Annotated in this window: 12 protein-coding genes; 3 read left to right on the plus strand and 9 right to left on the minus strand. The window is 69.4% G+C overall.

All coding sequences use genetic code 11. The features are described 5' to 3' along the window. Positions 1-9 precede the first annotated feature (9 nt). The gene (locus tag ABIB25_RS14315) at positions 10-708 is read left to right on the plus strand and encodes a response regulator (RefSeq protein WP_354529134.1); all 699 of its coding nucleotides are present in this window, start codon (positions 10-12) and stop codon (positions 706-708) included. Positions 709-810: 102 nt separating this feature from the next. Beyond that, positions 811-2,136 (plus strand): cation:dicarboxylate symporter family transporter, encoded by a 1,326-nt coding sequence (locus ABIB25_RS14320; RefSeq protein WP_354529135.1) that lies wholly within the window; start codon positions 811-813, stop codon positions 2,134-2,136. Here the strand turns inward: ABIB25_RS14320 and ABIB25_RS14325 are convergent. Continuing rightward, the gene (locus tag ABIB25_RS14325) at positions 2,125-3,081 is read right to left on the minus strand and encodes an SDR family NAD(P)-dependent oxidoreductase (protein ID WP_354529136.1); all 957 of its coding nucleotides are present in this window, start codon (positions 3,079-3,081) and stop codon (positions 2,125-2,127) included. The genes ABIB25_RS14320 and ABIB25_RS14325 overlap by 12 nt on opposite strands. Before the next feature lie 25 nt (positions 3,082-3,106). On the opposite strand from ABIB25_RS14325, the gene ABIB25_RS14330 reads away from it, so the two are divergent. Further along, positions 3,107-3,907, plus strand: coding sequence for a PIG-L family deacetylase (locus ABIB25_RS14330; RefSeq protein WP_354529137.1), 801 nt, complete (start codon positions 3,107-3,109; stop codon positions 3,905-3,907). Here ABIB25_RS14330 and zwf read toward each other — a convergent pair whose 3' ends face one another. From zwf to ABIB25_RS14370, 8 genes are all read right to left on the minus strand, one after another. Next, positions 3,908-5,407 (minus strand): glucose-6-phosphate dehydrogenase, encoded by a 1,500-nt coding sequence (gene zwf / locus ABIB25_RS14335; RefSeq protein ID WP_354529138.1) that lies wholly within the window; start codon positions 5,405-5,407, stop codon positions 3,908-3,910. It abuts the gene before it with no gap. 84 nt (positions 5,408-5,491) lie between these two features. Continuing rightward, a complete protein-coding gene (locus tag ABIB25_RS14340; protein WP_354529139.1) occupies positions 5,492-6,040 on the minus strand; it encodes a hypothetical protein in 549 nt (182 codons plus the stop codon). Between the two features lie 31 nt (positions 6,041-6,071). After that, positions 6,072-7,373, minus strand: a complete 1,302-nt coding sequence (locus ABIB25_RS14345) for a glycoside hydrolase family 3 N-terminal domain-containing protein (RefSeq protein WP_354529140.1) — start codon at positions 7,371-7,373, stop codon at positions 6,072-6,074. Between the two features lie 37 nt (positions 7,374-7,410). Next, positions 7,411-9,189 (minus strand): exodeoxyribonuclease V subunit alpha, encoded by a 1,779-nt coding sequence (recD, locus tag ABIB25_RS14350; RefSeq protein WP_354529246.1) that lies wholly within the window; start codon positions 9,187-9,189, stop codon positions 7,411-7,413. A 26-nt stretch (positions 9,190-9,215) separates the two neighbouring features. After that, positions 9,216-12,614, minus strand: coding sequence for a UvrD-helicase domain-containing protein (locus ABIB25_RS14355; RefSeq protein WP_354529141.1), 3,399 nt, complete (start codon positions 12,612-12,614; stop codon positions 9,216-9,218). Between the two features lie 16 nt (positions 12,615-12,630). Beyond that, positions 12,631-16,005 (minus strand): exodeoxyribonuclease V subunit gamma, encoded by a 3,375-nt coding sequence (gene recC / locus ABIB25_RS14360; RefSeq protein WP_354529142.1) that lies wholly within the window; start codon positions 16,003-16,005, stop codon positions 12,631-12,633. Between the two features lie 53 nt (positions 16,006-16,058). Continuing rightward, entirely contained in the window at positions 16,059-17,441 is a 1,383-nt protein-coding gene (locus ABIB25_RS14365) for a L,D-transpeptidase (RefSeq protein WP_354529143.1), read from the minus strand. Between the two features lie 77 nt (positions 17,442-17,518). Continuing rightward, positions 17,519-17,893, minus strand: a complete 375-nt coding sequence (locus ABIB25_RS14370) for a hypothetical protein (protein WP_354529144.1) — start codon at positions 17,891-17,893, stop codon at positions 17,519-17,521. Between the last annotated feature and the right edge of the window lie 55 nt (positions 17,894-17,948).

The following is a 17,948-nucleotide window of genomic DNA, read 5'->3' on the forward strand; positions in this document are numbered from 1 at the left end:
GGTGATCAGGTGATTTCTGTACTGGTGGTCGACGACGACCCGATCGCGTGCTCCTCCCATGTCGCCTACGTCGACCGGGTCCCCGGGTTCCGCGCGGTGGCGAGCGCGGTCACAGCCGCCGCGGCGATCCGACGGCTGTCCCAGACCGACGGCCCCGTCATCGATCTCATCCTGCTGGACATGAATCTGCCGGACCGACACGGCCTGGAGATCATCAGGGCACTGCGGGCCGGGCGCCACCCCGCGGACGTCATCGCCGTGACGTCGGCGCGGGAACTGGAGACGGTCCGGGCGGCGATCTCGTCCGGCGTGGTGCAGTACCTGCTCAAGCCGTTCGCCTTCGCCACCTTGCGCGAACGGCTGGAAAGGTATGCGGCGTACCGGCAGTCGGTCTTGGGCAACACCGCCGGGTCGCCCGGCAGGCCGGCCACGGCGGCCGGCCAGAGCGAGGTCGACGCGCTGCTCGGCACCCTGCGGGCCCCCGGAACGGCCGTCCCCGCCGGACTTCTCGGTCAAACGGTAGCGGCCACCGCCCGCGCTCTGCAGTCGGCCGGCGAGCTCTCCGCGCCGCAGCTGGCGGAATCCCTCGGCACTTCCCGGGTCACCGCCCGCCGCTACCTCGAGCACCTGGTCGAGATCGGCACCGCCACCAGGGAACACCGCTACGGCGGGGCCGGTCGGCCGATAGTGGTTTATCGGTGGACATGAACACTCGCCACACATGAACAATATGAACACATGGGAGACAGGGGTGACGACGATCACCCATCCTGGGCCGGCGATCAAAGCCGATCAACCCCAGGAGCAGCCATGACGACGTTTGCGAAACCACCGGCCCCGTCCACCCCTGCCAAGAAGAAGCTCGGCGCCCACTGGCTCTACCTGGCGGTCATCGTCGCCGTGGTGGCCGGAACCGCTGTCGGCCTCATCTTCGGCAAGAACGCCAGCGGCCTTGCGATCATCGGCACCGCCTTCGTCAACCTCATCAAGATGATGATCGGCCCGATCATCTTCTGCACGATCGTGCTGGGCATCGGTTCGGTCCGCAAGGCGTCCCAGGTCGGCCGGGTCGGCGGCATCGCCCTCGCCTACTTCCTCATCATGTCGACGTTCGCCCTGGCCCTCGGCCTGCTGGTCGGCAACCTGATCCATCCTGGCGACGGGCTCAAGGCCGCGGCCGCCACCGCCAAGTACACCGTGCCGCCCACCACCGGCTCCGGGAACTTCCTGATCGACATCATCCCGACGACGCTGTTCTCCGCCCTGACGTTCGGGTCGGTGCTGCAGGCCCTGTTCGTGGCGCTGCTGGTCGGCTTCGCGGTGCAGTCCATGGGCACCAAGGGCGAGCCGATCCTGAACGGCATCGCCATCCTGCAGAAACTCGTCTTCAAGATCCTCGCCGGACTGATGTGGCTGGCCCCGATCGGTGCCTTCGGCGCGATCGCGGGGGTGGTCGGCAGCGCCGGGTGGTCGGCGATCGCCGCCCTGGGCATGCTGGTCGGCGTCTTCTACGCCACCTGTGCGGTCTTCGTCTTCGTCATCCTCGGCACGCTGCTGCGGATCACCACCGGGTTCTCGATCGTCAAGCTCCTGTACTACCTGCGCCAGGAGTTCCTGCTGATCGTGGCGACCTCGTCGTCCGAGACGGCCCTGCCCCGCCTGATCGCCAAGATGGAGCACCTCGGCGTCTCCCGGCCGGTCGTCGGCATCGTCGTGCCGACCGGCTACTCGTTCAACCTCGACGGCACCGCGATGTACCTGACGATGGCCTCCCTGTTCATCGGGAACGCGCTGGGCACACCGCTCTCGCTCGGTGAGCAGCTGTCGTTGCTGGTCTTCATGATCGTGGCCTCCAAGGGTGCCGCCGGAGTGACCGGCGCGGGCCTTGCCACCCTCGGCGGCGGGCTGGCCAGCCACCGGCCCGACCTGGTGCCGGGCGTCGGGCTGATCGTCGCGATCGACCGCTTCATGTCCGAAGCCCGTGCCCTGACCAACTTCTCGGGAAATGCGGTGGCCACGCTGGTCATCGGCGGCTGGGTGAAGGAGATCGACCGGGACCAGGTCAACCGGGTACTCGACCGGCAGGATCCGTTCGACGACTCGGACATGCTGGACGAGCACAAGTCACACCAGTAGTTGGCACCGCTCCCACAGGTGCGCCCGCGCGGCCGGGTCGTCGTGCTGCCAGCGCAGGTAGTAGGTCGGCCGCACCCGGCGGTCGTGCCAGAACTGCCCGGTCGTCGCACTCGGCCCGGTGGGTCCGGCTGCGGCGGCCAGCCAGACGATGGTGTCGGCGCCCTGTTCCGGGGTGCGCAGGATCGGCCTGGTCACCTTGGCGAAGGTGGCGATCGACCCGGTCACGCCGGGGGTCGCCGCCCAGCCTGGGTGCATGCTGTGCACCACCGGATCCCTGTCGTCGGGCCATCTCTCGCCCAGCAACTCCGCCATCGTGACCTGCATGCGCTTCGTCCGTGCGTAGGCCCTGATCCCCTTGTACGGGCCGTCGGTGAACTCCAGGTCCCGGACCAGGGGTGAGGAGTACATGCCGCCGGAGGACACCCAGATCACCCGGGCATCGCCGTCGGCCCGCATCCTCGCCCGCAGCAGGTGCGTCAGCAGGAACGGACCGAGAACATGGGTGGCCAGGGCCATCTCGTGGCCCTGGGCGGAGAGCGCTCGCTCGGGCGGGATCAGCCCGGCGCAGTGGATCAGCGCACGCACCGAGTCCACGCTCCCGTCCAGATCGGCCGCCAGTGAGCGCACGGCGTCGAGATCGCTGATGTCCGCCTCGTGGACCACCAGATCGGCGGCGGGAACGGCCTTCCGGATCCGCCCGGCGGAATCCTCGAGCCGTCCGGCCTTTCGACCCACCAGGTGGATCCGGGCACCGAGGGCAGCCAACGAAGAGGCGGCGGCCTCGCCGATACCGGAACTCCCACCGGTGACGACGATGTCGAGCTTTCCGTCGAAGTGGGCCGCGTCGGCGGGCCACCACCGCTTCCGCAGCCCCGGCCCGATCGCGCTGTAGCCCGGTACCACCAACAGGTCCAGCACGTCGTCGAGAACCGCGTATGCGCCCATGATGATGGACGGTACCGTTCCCTCCATGGCAACCCTGGTCACCTTCCACGCCCACCCCGACGACGAATCGATCGGCTGCGGCGGCATCATGCGCAAGGCAGCCGACGAAGGGCACCGGGTGGTGCTGGTCGTCGCCACCCGCGGCGAGCACGGCGAGGTGCCGGACGGGTTCCTGGATCCCGGCGAGGAACTGTGGCAGCGACGGGTGATCGAGACGAGGGCCTGCGCCGACATCCTCGGCGCCGAGCGGCTGGAGTTCCTGGGGTACAAGGACTCCGGGATGATGGGCGAATCCACCAACGATCTCCCCGGGTCGTTCTGGACGGCCGACGTCGAGGAGGCGGCGCAGAAGCTGGCCGCCATCCTGCAGGAGGAGAACGCCGACGTGCTGACCATCTACGACGACAACGGCGGCTACGGCCACCCCGACCACATCCAGGTGCATCGGGTCGGCAAGCGGGCCGCGGAGATCGCCGGGACCGGCCGCGTCTACCAGGGCACGATGAACCGCGACTACATGCGCCGCGGGATGGAAGCCTTTGCCGCCCAGGCGAAAGAGGCCGGCGTCGAACTCCCGGACGTAGAAGGCGCAGCTGGCGAGACATTCGGCAAACCCGAGGCCGAGCTGACCGGCCGGGTGGACGTCACGGCGTACACCGCCGTGAAGCGGGCCGCGATGCGCGCCCACGCCAGCCAGATCAGCGAGGAGTCGTTCTTCCTGGCCATGCCCGAGGAGGCTTTTCTCTACAGTTTCGGCGTCGAGTGGTTCATCCGCGAGGGGCAGGGCCCCGGCATCACCGAGACCGACCTGATGGTGGGGTTGTAGCTACGCCTTCTTCTCCCGCCACACCCGCTCGAACGGGAGGCGCCAGGCGTGCGGAGCGACCAGCTGGTGGATGGCGTTCGGACCCCAGGTGCCGGGCGCGTACGTCTTGACCGCCGGCGGGTCGTCGAGCAGCGGAATCGAGCGCTCCCAGAGACTCTCGATGCCTTCGGCGGTGGTGAACAGCGTGTGGTCGCCGCGCATCGCGTCGAGGATCAATCGCTCGTAGGCCTCGAGAACGTCTGCGGCGCGGTCGGTCTCCTGGGTGGCGAACTGCATCGACACCTTGTCCAGCCGCATGCCGGGCCCGGGACGCTTGCCGTAGAACGACAACGACACCTTCGAGGCGTCGGCCAGATCGAACGTCAGGTGGTCCGGACCCTGGGAGCCGACCCCGGAGCCGGACGGGAACATCGACTTCGGTGCCTCCTTGAAGGCGATCGAGATGATCCGCTGCCCCTCGGCCATCTTCTTGCCGGTCCGCAGGTAGAACGGGACACCGGCCCAGCGCCAGTTGTCGATGCGGCACTTGAGCGCGATGAACGTCTCGGTGTCCGAGTCGGGAGCGACGCCGTCCTCACCCCGATAGCCGCCGTACTGTCCGCGCACCACGTGCTGCGGTTCGATCGGGAGCAGCGAGCGGAAGACCTTGTTCTTCTCCTCGCTGATCGCGCGGGGTTCCAGCGCGGTCGGCGGTTCCATCGCGACGAAGGCCATCACCTGGAACAGGTGGGTGACGACCATGTCCTTGTAGGCGCCGGTGGATTCGTAGAACTCGGCGCGACGGTCCAGACCGAGAGTCTCCGGGATGTCGATCTGGATGTGGTCGATGAAGTTGCGGTTCCAGATCGGTTCGAACAGACCGTTGGCGAACCGGAAGGCGAGGATGTTCTGCGCCGGTTCCTTGCCGAGGAAGTGGTCGATGCGGAAGACCTGGCTCTCGAAGAACGTCTCGTGGACCTGATCGTTCAGGGCGATGGCGCTGTCCAGATCGGTACCGAACGGCTTCTCCATGACGACTCTCGACCGCTGCACCAGGTCGGCGTCCTTGAGCATGTTGATCACCGCGAGCGCTGCCTTGGGGGGAACGCTGAGGTAGTGCAGGCGTAGCACCTCGGACCCGAGTTCGACCTCGGCCTTGGCCACCGCGGCGGCGAGCGCGTCCGGGCCGGCACTCTGCGGTACGTAGTGGAGCTTGGCCGAGAAGATCGACCACTGGTCGTCGGTCAGCTTGTGGGTGCCGAACTCGGTGACGGCCTGCCGGGCGAACTCCCGGAAGGACACGTCGTCCATGTCCTCCAGCGACGTCCCGACCACCTGGATGTCAGGGGCCAGTGCCGAGAGGGACAGGTGCGTGAGACCCGGGATCAGCTTGCGCCGGGCCAGGTCGCCGGTGGCGCCGAACAGCACCACGACGTGCGGCGAGACGGTCTCCCGCAGGCTCCGCGACGGGCGTGCTCCAGGGGCGGGATAGGCAATGCTCTCAGTGTTCGTCGTAGGCACCCGAACATGTTCCCATCTGCGGCCATGTTTGCCATCGGCGCCCTGGAAGTGTTCATCCCGGTGTTACTTGAATACCGGTTCCGATCAGCCGGTGCCGCAGTTCTTGTCGGTCCAGGCGCTGATGTGATCGGACGCTGCGGTGACGGCGGGGGCGCCGAGGATCTGGCCGGCCTCCTCGAGCGACTTGCCGGTTGCGGCCTTGGCTGCGTCGGCCAGCGTCGCGAAGTCCGCTTTGAGCGCGTCCGGCACATTGCCCTTCAGCCCGGCGATGGCCTGCGTGAGCTGGCCGGCGTCATAGGTGCCGTGACCGCCGGCAAGCGAGGGCAGCAGGGCAAGGGCGATCGTCGAATATGCGCTGAGCACGCCGAGGCAGTCGCCGCTCAAGGCGAATCCACTGCCACCCGACCCGCTGCCACCCGACCCGCTGGCGCCGGGCAGCGCTGCCTCACTGGTGCTGTTGTTGTTGATCAGGTCCTTCAGCACCGAGGCCTGGTTCGGCGTCGGCGAACCGCAACCGGTGAGCAGAATGGCCCCGGCTGCGGCGACGACGACGAGGCGGGTGACGGCACTGCGGAGGGTGGTGCTGAGACGTGACATGGCCATCAGGAGCACCGACGAGAGTCGCTGATACATGCCGGGGACCGTTCCGCCAACAGGCGAGTGCTCAACCACAGGCGAGCAGACCCAACGACTGCTTGCTGGCCAGCACGTGCAGCGCGGCTGCGTCGACCTCTACTCGGAACGACTCGCTGGCCTTCACCTCGGTGGCCAGCGCAGACGTCATCACGACGAGGTCGGACGGTTTCACGGTCAGCGCCATGTCACCGCCGGCCCTGACGAACTCGACGGCCCGCTGTCCGACCGGTACGTCGCTGACGGCGACCGCGCCGCCCAGGTCGTCGGAGATGATCAGCCCGTCGAAGCCGAGCTTGCCGCGCAGCAGGTCCGTCACGATCGGGGCGGAGAAGGCGGCGATGTTGTCCGGGTCGAGCTGCGGGTAGCGGGCCGAGGAGATCATCACCGCAGTGGTACCGGCCTTGATCGCCGCGCGGAACGGGTCGAGCGAATCGTCGGTCGCCGTGGTCTCGTCGTCGACGGCATCCGCCGACGTGTCGGTGTTGGCGGTAACCCGACCCAGCCCGGGGAAGTGCTTGACGGTCGTGCCCAGCTTCTCCCCGAGCATCGCCTTCACCACCGTGACCACCGACTCCGACACCGAGTCGGCGGTCGATCCGTACTGACGGTCCTGCGCCCCGATCGGCGGATTGTCCGAGGCCGTCCCGGCCGGGACGACGTCGGCGACGGGCGCGAGATCCAGGGTGATCCCTGCCTTCACCAGCAATGACGCCCACTCTGCGGTGTTCTGGGCCAGCGCCTCGGACGAATCCTGACCCTGCTGGACCGCCGTCGGGATCGACGGGAAGTCCGGTCCGCGCAGGCCCTGCACGTAGCCGCCCTCCTGATCGACGGCGACGTGCGCCCGGACCCCGGACATCGGGGTGATCGTCTGCTGGACCGCAGCGATGCCGGCCGCCAGGTCCTGGGCGCTCGCGGTCGATCGACCGGACAGGAAGACCCCACCCACCGGCGTCGACCGCAACGCGGCACGCCCGGAGGCCGGGTCGTCGGCCGCGATCCCCACCATCAGCAGCTGACCGATCCGCTGCGGCTCGGTCAGGCCGGCCAGGATCTGGGCCGCGCAGCTCGTCGCTGGTGGCTTGCTCGAGGTACCGGTGGTCCTGCTGGTGGTCGTGGTCGTGCTGAGCGTGGTCCTGCTCGGCGTGGTCCTGCTCGGCGTCGTCGTGGCGGGAGTGGGACGTGGGGTGGACGCCGATGTGCTCGGGATGGCAGTACCGATGGGCGCAGACGTGGGGGCAACAGCACTCGCGGCCGCGACGGTCGTGTCGGTCGTCACCGTCGCGGCGACGGTCGATCCCGACGTACACGCCGTCACCGACAGCAGCACGGCCAGTAATACAGCACATGTCCTACGAGTTTTCACGTCAGGAACCCGACAGCCGGAGCCGCAGGCCACTGGCCCTGGCCGCCGGGCGGTCGATGGCAGCACGGAGTTCCGGCTCCTGGCCGACGAGCCGCACGTGGTGCTGCGCCCTGGTCAGCGCGGTGTAGAGCATCTCCCTCGTGGCCAGGGGGGAGTCGGCCGGCGGCAGCACCACCGTGACGCGCTCGAACTGACTGCCCTGGCTCCGGTGCACCGTCATCGCGTGCACCGTCTCGACGTCCGACAGCCGACTCGGGGCGAAGTCGACCAGTTCGTCGCCTCGCGCGAACACCGCCCGGACGCTGCCGTCCGTCTGCCGCACCACCACACCGGTGTCGCCGTTGAACAATCCGAGGGCATAGTCGTTGACGTTGACCAGCAACGGTCGCCCGACGTACCACTGGCCCTCGGCCGGATCCCCCGGCACCTCGGCCAACCAGCGCTCGATCCGCCGGCTCCAGGAGTCCACTCCGAACGGGCCACTTCGGTGGGCACAGAGCACACGATGCTTCTCCATCTGCGCCAGCGCCGTCCGGCCGTCGCCGGCCTTGGCCGCTTCGCGCACCGCAGCGGCGGCGCGGAGCACGTCCTCGCGGATCGCCGCCTCGGATTCGGAGAGTTCGAGCGCGCTGTCATCGCTGCCGCTGCCGGCCAGCACCGCGACCGCACCGTCGGCGTCGCCGTCGCGGACCGCTGCAGCGAGAGTGGCGATGGCGCCACCGAACCGCCAGGTCTTGCCGAGCACCACGACCCCGTGACGGGCACCTTCGGCCATTTCCGCCACGGGTGGTGTCGCCAGATCGGTGACAGGCCGCGCCAGCAACCCGGCCACCAGATCGGCGAGCACCGCGCCGGCCTCCACCGAGGCAAGCTGATCCGGATCGCCCACCAACACCAGTCGAGCGTCCGGACGGACGGCCTCCAGCAGCCGGGCCATCATCGTCAGGGACAACATGGACGTTTCGTCGACGACCACCACGTCGTGAGGCAACCGGTTGTCGCGATGGTGCCGGAAGCGGTTGCCGCGGTTGCCATCCCCCGGTCGACTGCCCAGCAGCCGGTGCAGCGTCGTGGCGGTGAGAGCGCCGATCCGTTCCCGGTCCTCGTCCCCGAAACGGGCGGCCACCTCCTGCACGGCCTGCGACAACCGGGCCGCGGCCTTACCCGTCGGCGCCGCAAGCGCCACCCGCAGCCCAGGACCGTGTTGTTCGTGCAGAACGGCGAGAAGCCTGGCCACGGTGGTGGTCTTGCCCGTCCCCGGACCGCCGCCGAGCACCGTGGTCCACCGCCCCGCCGCGATCCGCGCCGCCAGCCGCTGCCCGGACTTCTCGTCGAACAGCCGATCCAGGCTCTGCTGCAACAGATCCGTATCGATCGACGGCGGGAGCTGGGTCTCCCGGAACAACAGATCCGCCCGGACCTGGTCCTCCTGGCGCCAGTACCGGTCCAGGTACAGCAGATCCAGATCCCACCGCAGCGGCTTCGACGGCCCGACCAGCGGACTCGCCCGGACCGTGGCCGACCAGACGTGCGGATCCGGCCAGTCCAGGTCGGGATCGATCCGGTGCACGTCCGCCAGATCCACGCACACCGATCCGCCGCGAACCCCGCGAACGACCAGGGCGACCGCCAGCTGGACCTGCTCGTCGGTCTCACCGGCCAGGGCGGACAGACACTTCGCCACGTGCACGTCGGCCGAGGTCAGCACCCCGGCCTGGTTGAACGTCCGCAGGAGACCCGTTGCAGTGCCGGCGAACTGCACGTCAGAGGGGTCGAGCATTCCCTGTTGGAACTGCACAGGCCGGCTCACGCCGAATTCCCGTCCAGCAAGGAATCCCCGTCCAGCAAGGACGACAGATCCTGCACCAGGACCGGCGGCGGCTGCCAGCCGAACACGCCGCAGGGCAGCCCATCGACCACCGGGCTGTCGGCGCCGGACATCCCGCGGACGTAGAGGTACAGCACGCCGCCCAGGTGCACTTCGGGCCGGTACCCCGGCTGACGCCACCGCAGGAACCGGTGCAGCGCAACGGAATACAGCAGTGCCTGGAGGGGATAGTCCGAGTGCGTCATCGCCTTCTGCAACGCCAAAGGGCGATAGTGCCAGGCCGACAACGGCTCTCCATCATCGCCACCGAGCCAGTTGGTCTTGTAGTCAGCGATGACGTAGCGCGGTCCCGGGAGCCGCAGCACCGCGTCCAGGCTGCCCGTCAGGTAGCCGCGCAGCGACTGCCACGACATCTCCGGCGACGCCAGCCGGTCGGCGTAGACGGCGATCGGGTCGTCGGCCGCCAGGTGGCGTCGCAGCAGCGGCGCCAACTCACCCAGGGTGACGTCCGCCGTCGGCCGGTCCCCACCGGCCAGCGGGAGCTCGAAGTCCAGCTCCGTCAGCCGATCCCGTGTCGACAGGTCCCGCAGCGCAAGGTGACCGGCGACCGGCCCGAGCGGGGTGGCCAGCACCGGGAGCAGCGCCTCGGCCAGTTGTTCCGCGGTCATCGTCCCCGAGTGCCGCGCCAGCTGCTCCGCGCTCCGGGTTCGCAGCTCCGCCCGCAGATCGGCCGCCTGGGGATCGGTGTGCTCCAACACCGCGTGCACCAGTGTGCCGAAGGACGTACCGGCCGGCAGGTCCGCCATCGGGGAGAGCACCGACCGGAGTGAATCCGACAGTGGAGCCGACGGAGAACCGGAACCCGAACCCGCGTCACCGGCGATGGTCTCGTCATCCCGCTCGCCCGTCTCCGGTTCGCTGCCGACGCCAGGTGCGGCCGTCTCCCCCGCCGCCGACAGGGCACTGTAGGACGCCCGCCGCCAGGCGGTGTCCAGCGGCCGGTCGAAGACACCGACGGAGAACCGCGGGACCGGAACCGGCTGGTGCACAACTGGTTTCAGGTCGGCTGCTCCCGCATCCTCCACCACCGGACCACCCGCCAGCTGCAGCGCGGCCAACTTCGTCCGGACGTCGTCATCGCTGGGAAGTGTGACATTGTCGGGGATCTCGGCACTGCCGGGAGTACGTCCGAACAGCAGGCGATGCAGTCCCGAGTCGGGGGTGTTGCTGGTGGGCAGCCACCAGGTGACCACCTGCGACTGCGCGCGGGTCAGACCGACGTAGAGCAACCGCAGTGCCTCTCCGGCCAACTCGGCGGCCGCCTTCTGTTCGCGTTCCTGCCGTCCGGTCGAGACGAAACCGCCGACGTCCAGCACCCGCCTCCCGGCATTGTCGTGCAGCTGCAACACCTTCGGTTCGCTGACCACCCAGCGGTCGGCGGCGAACGGCAGGTACACCACCGGGAACTGCAGGCCCTTGCTGACGTGCAGGGTGAGCACCTGCACAGCGGCGGCGTCGCTGTCCAGCCGCCGGATCCGTTCCGCGCTCTGGTCGAAGCCGGCCTCGGCCCGACGACGGCGCAGCCACTCGGCCAGCGCTGCGAGCCCAAGACCTTCGGCGATCGCCGCTGCCTGCAGGCCTTCTCCGAGGTGGGCCAGATCGGTCAGCCGCCGTTCACCGTCGACCTCGGCCAGCATCCGTCCCGGCAGCCCCTGCTCGGCGAAGATCAGTTCGAGAACGGCGGCCACGCCGCGAGCCTGGAGCAGGTCGGCCCATTCGCGCAGCAGCGTGCCCAGTTCGTCCGTCAGCGTCTCCCCGCCCGCATCGAGCTCCGCGGCGGTCCGTCCGAGGAACGGCGTCAGCGCCGCCGCCCGCACGCGCGCCGAACGGTGTGGCTGCTCGAGAGCTTCCAGCAGGACTAGCCAGTGCTCGCCGGCGGGCGTCGCGTAGACGCTGCCGGCGCCACTGGAGACGGACGGAACCCCCTGGGCAGCAAGGGCTTGCCGGACCGTCGCCGCCTGGGCGTGGGTGTTCACCAGCACCGCGACGTCACCCGCCGCCAGCGCAACGGAGTCGAACGTCGCCCCCGAGCGCAGCAGTGCCGCGATGTCGGCCGCCAGATCGGCCACGATGAACGGCCGGGCCTGGTCCATGTACACCTTCGCCCGCGGCCCTTTGCCGAACTGCTCCCTGGTCGCCACCCGCAGCCGCAGCGGATGCGGTGATGGCGCCCCGACCAACCGGGAACCCTGGTGTGCGGCCCGGACGGGACGCACGACGATCTCCCGTTCGCCCAACGCCGCGCCGTCGAACAGCACCCCGAGCGCATCCACCAGAGGTGCGTCGCTGCGCCAGTTCTGGTGCAGCGTCGCACCGATCTCGGCGGTCCGGGCCGCGGCCAGGTAGGTGTGCACGTCACCGCCGCGGAACGCGTAGATCGCCTGCTTCGGATCACCGATCAGGATGAGTGTCGAGCGTTCGTCGGGTGGTAGATCGGCTCCGGCGAACGCCAGCCGCAGCACCTCCCACTGCACCGGGTCGGTGTCCTGGAACTCGTCGATCAGGACGATCTTCCATCGGTCGCGCATCCGCGAGCGAGCGGCAGCCCCGGTGGGTTTGAGCGCATGAGCCAGCCGGCTGAGCAGGTCGTCGTAGCCGAGCAGTCCGCGTTGACGTTTGCGGCGGGCGACCTCGGTCCGGACAGCGCCGGCGAACCGGAACCGTAACGCGGACACCGAATCCGGTGATTCCTGCGATGGTTCCAGCGCGGCGTCCGGGTCGCCGACGGCTCGACGGCCCAGTTCGAGGGCCATCGTCCGGTCGATGGCCGGCGGTTCCGCCCCGGCGGCCCCGAAGCGCCGGACGTAGAGGTCGTCGACCACCTCGACGACCAGATCGTCGAGGTCCTCGACGAGGGTCGAGCCGGGTTCGCTGTCGCCGGCCACGCCGAGTCCGACGAGCACCTGCTGGCAGAACTGGTGTGTGGTCGCGATGGTCGCGGCGTCGAAGTCCGCCAGCGCCCGCCGCAGCCGTTCCCGCCGCGCCGCCACCTCAGCTGCCGGCCCCTCGGCGAGCAGGACGATCAGGTCGTTGTCGTTGCCGCGGGCGGCTTCCGGGTCGGAGAGGGCCCGCTCCGCACCGAGCAGTTGCTCCCGCACGCGCTCGCGAAGTTCCTGGCTGGCCGCCCGACCGAAGGTGACCACCAGCAGCTGATCGAGCGTCGCCACCCCCTCGGCGACGTAGCGAGTCACCAGGGCCCCGACCGTGTAGGTCTTTCCCGTTCCGGCACTGGCCTCGAGCACGGTCGTCACGCCGAGGGGCAGCCGGTCGCGGATGTCGAAGGGCCTTGGGTCCAAGAGGTTCGGCGCAGTAGCCATCACAGCATCACCACATTCACAGCGACACCATCCGGCAGTGCGCGAGCAGGGGCGTCCACAGCCGCAGCGACAGCTGGCCCAGCCGGGTCGGCTCGTCGGTCCAGCGCTCGTCGGCCGGGGCCGGTCCGCTGAAGATCCGGTCGAACGACGCGCCCGGTCCCCAGACCACGGCGTGCGCGGTATCGGCGTCCTCGCCGGGATACTTCCCGGTCGCCCAGGCCATCCGGGCCGCCGCAACGGCCTGATCGCCGCCCTGCATCTTGGCGACCGAGGCGGCGTACCGGTTCGACGTCTTGATGGGCATCGGCAGCGGCTCGCGCAACCCCCGGTCGTAGAGGTCGACCAGAGCGGTCAGGTGCTCCCGCGCCCTGCGTGCGTCCAGCGGAGAAAAGCTCGCGCTCGACGGCCGACCCGGCTTGTCGCGCCCGACGGCCACGGCGGTCCAGGGCCGTTCCGGGTGGGCACAGGCCAGCGCCAGCAACCCGATCCAGGCCGACAACTGTTGCTTGGGGCCCAGTTTGCTGTATCCGATCGACACCAGGGTGGTGCCGTGAATCCCCGCCACGGTCCCCCGCAGCTCCCGCCCGCCGCCCAGCGACACCGACACGTCGACGCTCCGGCGCGGCGCCACCAGCATCGCCGCGGTCCGGTTGACCAACGGCTCGACCTCGGCGAGCACGGTGTCCAGGGTGCTCTGGCCGAGCGGTCCCGGTGGCAGCACTCCGCGCCGCCACTCGGCCTGCCGGCACGCCGCATCGTCGATGCCGGACAACCTGTCCCGTAGCAATCGGTCGCCGACCGCCCACAGCTGGAGGTTGTCGAGTTCGACGGTGAGGCTGTCCGATGGCTCGTCCTCGTCGAAACGTGTGGCCACGTCGAGTCTCTGCCGCAGGAATCCTCGCGCCGGATGCACCAGGAGCGCCGTCAGATCGATGAGATCCACGTCCTCCAGGGGGAGCGCCGGGAGCGGTCCGGTGAGGAACGGCGGCGGTTCGCGCCGGGGACCGGCCGCCGACAGCGCGCCCTGCAGGGCCACCAGGTCGTAGCTGAACGGACCCGGCGCACCCAGCGCGCCTGGTGTCACGTTCACCGGATCGAAGGGCTGCAACGGATGCCGGATCAGCACGCGATCACGCAACGCCGAACCATCTGCGGTGGAACCGGTCTCGTCGAGCACGTCGAGCAGCTCACCGAGCGGGACGGCCGGCGGGCGGGCAGCTCCGGTGCGCTCGTCCGCTCCGGTGTAGGTGATCACCAGATGTTCGGTGGCGGCGAGAATGGCGTCCAGCATCAACTGTCGGTCCTCACCACGCGCGTCCCGCTCACCGACGGCCGGGTTGCGAGCCAGCACGTCGTCACCGTCGGGGCGAGGATTGCGCGGGTACACGCCGTCGTCGAGACCGAGCAGGCAGACCACCCGGTGCGGAACCGATCGCATCGGCACCATGGTGCAGACGGTCAGCGTTCCGGTCCGAAAATTCGCCCTCGTCGGACGGCCGCCCAGCCGGCCTCGAAGCAACGCACGGACGTCGGACAAAGTCAGCTGGGTCTCCGTGACCCGTCGTCCTGCAGCCTCTGCCACGTCACCGAGCTCGCGACGAACCTCGGCCTGCTGCCATTCGTCATCGGTGGCGACCTGGGTCAGCGAATCGATCGCCGCCAGCAGCACGTCGAGCCACTGGGAGAGCGTGCGAGTTCCGGTCAGCCCGTCCACGGCTACCTGCACCCGGTCCAGCAGTTCGGCCAGCCGACCGGCGAGATCGACGTCACCGCTACCGACGTCGTCCAGCGGCAGTGCCAGCCCCAGGCGGTTCTGGTCCTCGTCGGCCATCGCCACCCCGAGCAGGATCCGGTCGAGACCGGTCCGCCAGGTGTTCTGCGGAAAGCGTTGCAGGCCGAAGGGTCCCCGGTGCTTCGCGTCGAGGCCCCAGCGGACGCCGGCCTTGGTCACCCAGCGGGCCAGGCGATCCAGATCGTCGTCGTCGAAACCGAACCGTCGCCGGACCGGCGGCCAGGATGCGAGGTCGAGGATCTCGGAGGCACTCACCCGCCCGTCGGCCAGCTCGAGGAGCCGGGCCAGCGTGGCCAGCAGCGGATTGGTCTGGGTCAGGGCCCGGTCGGCCAGCTTGACCCGAAGACGGTGCGCCGGATGGGCTTTCCCCTCGGGGACCACATCGGCCAACCCGAAGGCGGCGGCGATCAGCGGCGCGTAGACCTCGATGTCCGGACACATCACCAGCACGTCCCGGGGTTCCAGCGTCGGATCCTGCGCCAGTAGTCCGACCAGCACCTCCCGCAGGACATCGACCTGACGCGCCGGGCCGTGGCACGCGTGGACCTGCACGGTCCGGTCGTTGGCACCGATCTCGACCGGTCCGGCGGACCGGTCGTCACGGATGTTCTGCTGCAGGTAACCGAGAAGGGTGCGGGGCAGCTGCGCCCCGCGGTGGTGGACGTCCTCGTGGTCGACGGTGTTGAGCGTCAGCTCGAGTTCGCGGCAGTCCCGGCCGAGCGAGGCCAGCAGCGGATGTTCGGCCGTCGTGACGGTCGGATCCGCCTTCCTCGAGGTGGCCGGTTGCTGACCGTCCAGCCTGTTCCACAAGGCCGGCGAGGGGTGCGAGAGCCACAGGTGCACGTCACGGTGGACGGACAGCGCACTCAACAGTTCGAGTTGACTACCGGGCAGCCGGGTGGGGCCGAACAGCGAGACCCGTTCGGGCAGCGCGGTGGCGGCCGGGTCCATCTTCAACCGGGCGGCGGCGAGCCGGCGACGGATCACCGGGTCGGGCCCGTCGATCCGGTCCCGCACCCGACGCCACAACTCCGCCTGCCAGATCAGATCAGGGGCCAGCGTCGTTCCGTGGCCGTCGGTGTCGAGCTTCTTGGCCCAGTCGGCGAGCATCGTGACTCGGTTGGCGGCATACGCATCGAACAGGCCGGCCAACCGCCGCGCCACCGCATAACGACGGCCGCGCCGATGCCGCTGTTCCTCTTCTCCGCCGCCCTCACCCGGTTGCAGCGCAGCGGTTCCCAGGTGCCGGCCGAGAACCGCGCACCACTCCTGACCGGCGCATTCGTCGATCACCTCGAGCAGCGGCCACACCAATGCGTCCGGCCCCCACTGGTCGAGGTGCCGATCCGGCCCGTTGATCAACTCGTTGACCAGGCCACCCGGCGACGGGAACCGCACACCGGCGCAGATGCCGTCACCACGGCCGTCCCGGCGCCCGAGTCGGTGGGAGAGCTGTTGTGCCAGCCAACGTTCCACCCCGCGGGCCGGCACGGCGACGATCTCCTCCGCGAAGACGTCATCGAGCGGGCGGGCCAGCAACTCGGCCAGGGCGCCCACCAGGGCGTCCGACCGTTCGGCCCGATGCACGAACAACGTCATGCCTCCACCCTGTCAGATCCCCTGCCATCCGGAGAACCTTGTGCACACGCGCGTCAGGCCAGGGCGCTGCCCTTCTTCCAGTCCGCCCAGCTCATGTTCCAGTCCCCGTACCCGTCGGTGACGGCCAATTTGGTCGCCGTGCCGGTCACCGTCAGGATGTCGCCGTAGCTGAAGTTGTCGTAGAACCACCGTCCCGCTTCGGGATTGATGTTCAGGCAGCCGTGGGACACGTTGCGGACACCCTGATCGGCCACCGACCAGGGCGCAGCGTGGACGAAGATGCCCTCGTTGGAGAACCGGACAGCCAAGGGGATCCTGGAGTCGTAACCCAGCGACGAGGCGACCGGGAGACCGTAGGTCGCCGAGCTCATCTGCTTGACGGCGTACTTCTCCTGGCCGACGTAGATCCCGGACGGCGTGACGAACGAGATCTCCTTGCCACCCACGGTGACCTTCTTGTCCATCCCCATCGAGACCGGGATGGTCCGGACCTTCTTCCCGTCGATGAACACCTGCATCTGCTTGGTTGCGTCGTCGACGGTCGCGATCTTCGACCTGCCGACCGTGATCGACAGGGTGCGATCGGTCTCGCCATACGCGCCTCCGCCCAGGGCCACACCGTAGAGGTTGACGTTCACTGTGATCTTCGTGCCGGCCTTCCAGTAGACCTTCGGCCGGTAGTGCAGCGTCCGGTCGTCCCACCAGTACCAGGAGCCCTCGACCGCCGGCACCGTCTTGACGACCAGCGCCTTCTCGGCGGCCACCTTGTCGGCCGGGGCCTTGTCGAAGATGACGACCATCGGCTGACCGACGCCCACGGTCTTCATCTCGGGGTTCGGGAAGAACGACGGATAGATCGTCTCGGTCGGCGACACCGTCGTGAACGTCGTCGAGGATCGCGCCTGCACCCCGGTAGCGCTCACGGCAATCGACGTCACGGAGTACTTGCGGCCGTAGCCCAGCGGCTCGGTTGAAGTCCAGGCTGTTTTGTCTTTCGAGATCGCACCCCTGACGGCACGGCCGTCGGGGTTGGTCATGGTGACCTTCGTCAGCGTGCCCTTCTGCACACGGACGAGGACGGCCCGAATCGGCGATACGTCGTCGGCCCCGTTCACCGGCCAGCTCGACAGGACCGGCGTGATGACGGCCGGCGCGGTGGAAGAACTCGTCGTCGGGATCGGCGAGACCGGCGGCTCGGTGATCGCCGTCGGGGCGGTGGTCCCGGCCTGTCCGGAGGTGCCGGGCTGCACCGGGGTTTCGGGCTCCGCCGAGCCGGCCGGCGGCACCGTCACCACCGGGGAGGAGGTGGTGCTGCCCGGCCGCGCCTGCCCCGACCGGACGCTCGAGGTCGACGTGCAGGCGGAGAGGACCAGGGTGAGGATCACGGGGAGGACGAGCAGGGCGGCGAGTGATCGACCGCGGGAGGGGTCAGGCATGGGGTGCTCCTGGGGATGGGTGGGCGGGACTGGGCGGGTTCGGCGAACGGGGCGGAGGCTGATCGACCGCCTACGCCTCAGATCCGCTCCACGCACAGCACCAGCCGCGAGGTCGGACTCGGCGGTCCGCGCAACACCCCGAGCAGAGCCCGCCGGGCCGCCGGCGAGTCGGTGGCCGAGTCCGTCGGACACCGCTGCCCCAGCAACCCGACTCCCGCGGCCGCCAGCATCAGCAATGCGCACATCTCGAGGGCCGGGCGGTCGGTCACGCCGTCTGCAGAAGGATCAGCCACGGCAGGTGTGGGCACGGCCGGGCCGGCGACGGCGACGTACGCGGACACCGAGGCAGCCTGGGCCACCATGCGATGGCCGGCCCGGCCGTCGTGTGCGCTGAGGAGGTACAGACTCAGCAGCCCCACCATCAGAGCGGCCAGCAGGAGCACTCGTCGCATCTACCCGCCCCCCTGTCGCTGTCGTATCGCTGTCGGATCGCCGTCGTGTCGCTGT

It is taken from the genome of Nakamurella sp. UYEF19, from assembly GCF_040546275.1.
Lineage (GTDB): Bacteria > Actinomycetota > Actinomycetes > Mycobacteriales > Nakamurellaceae > Nakamurella.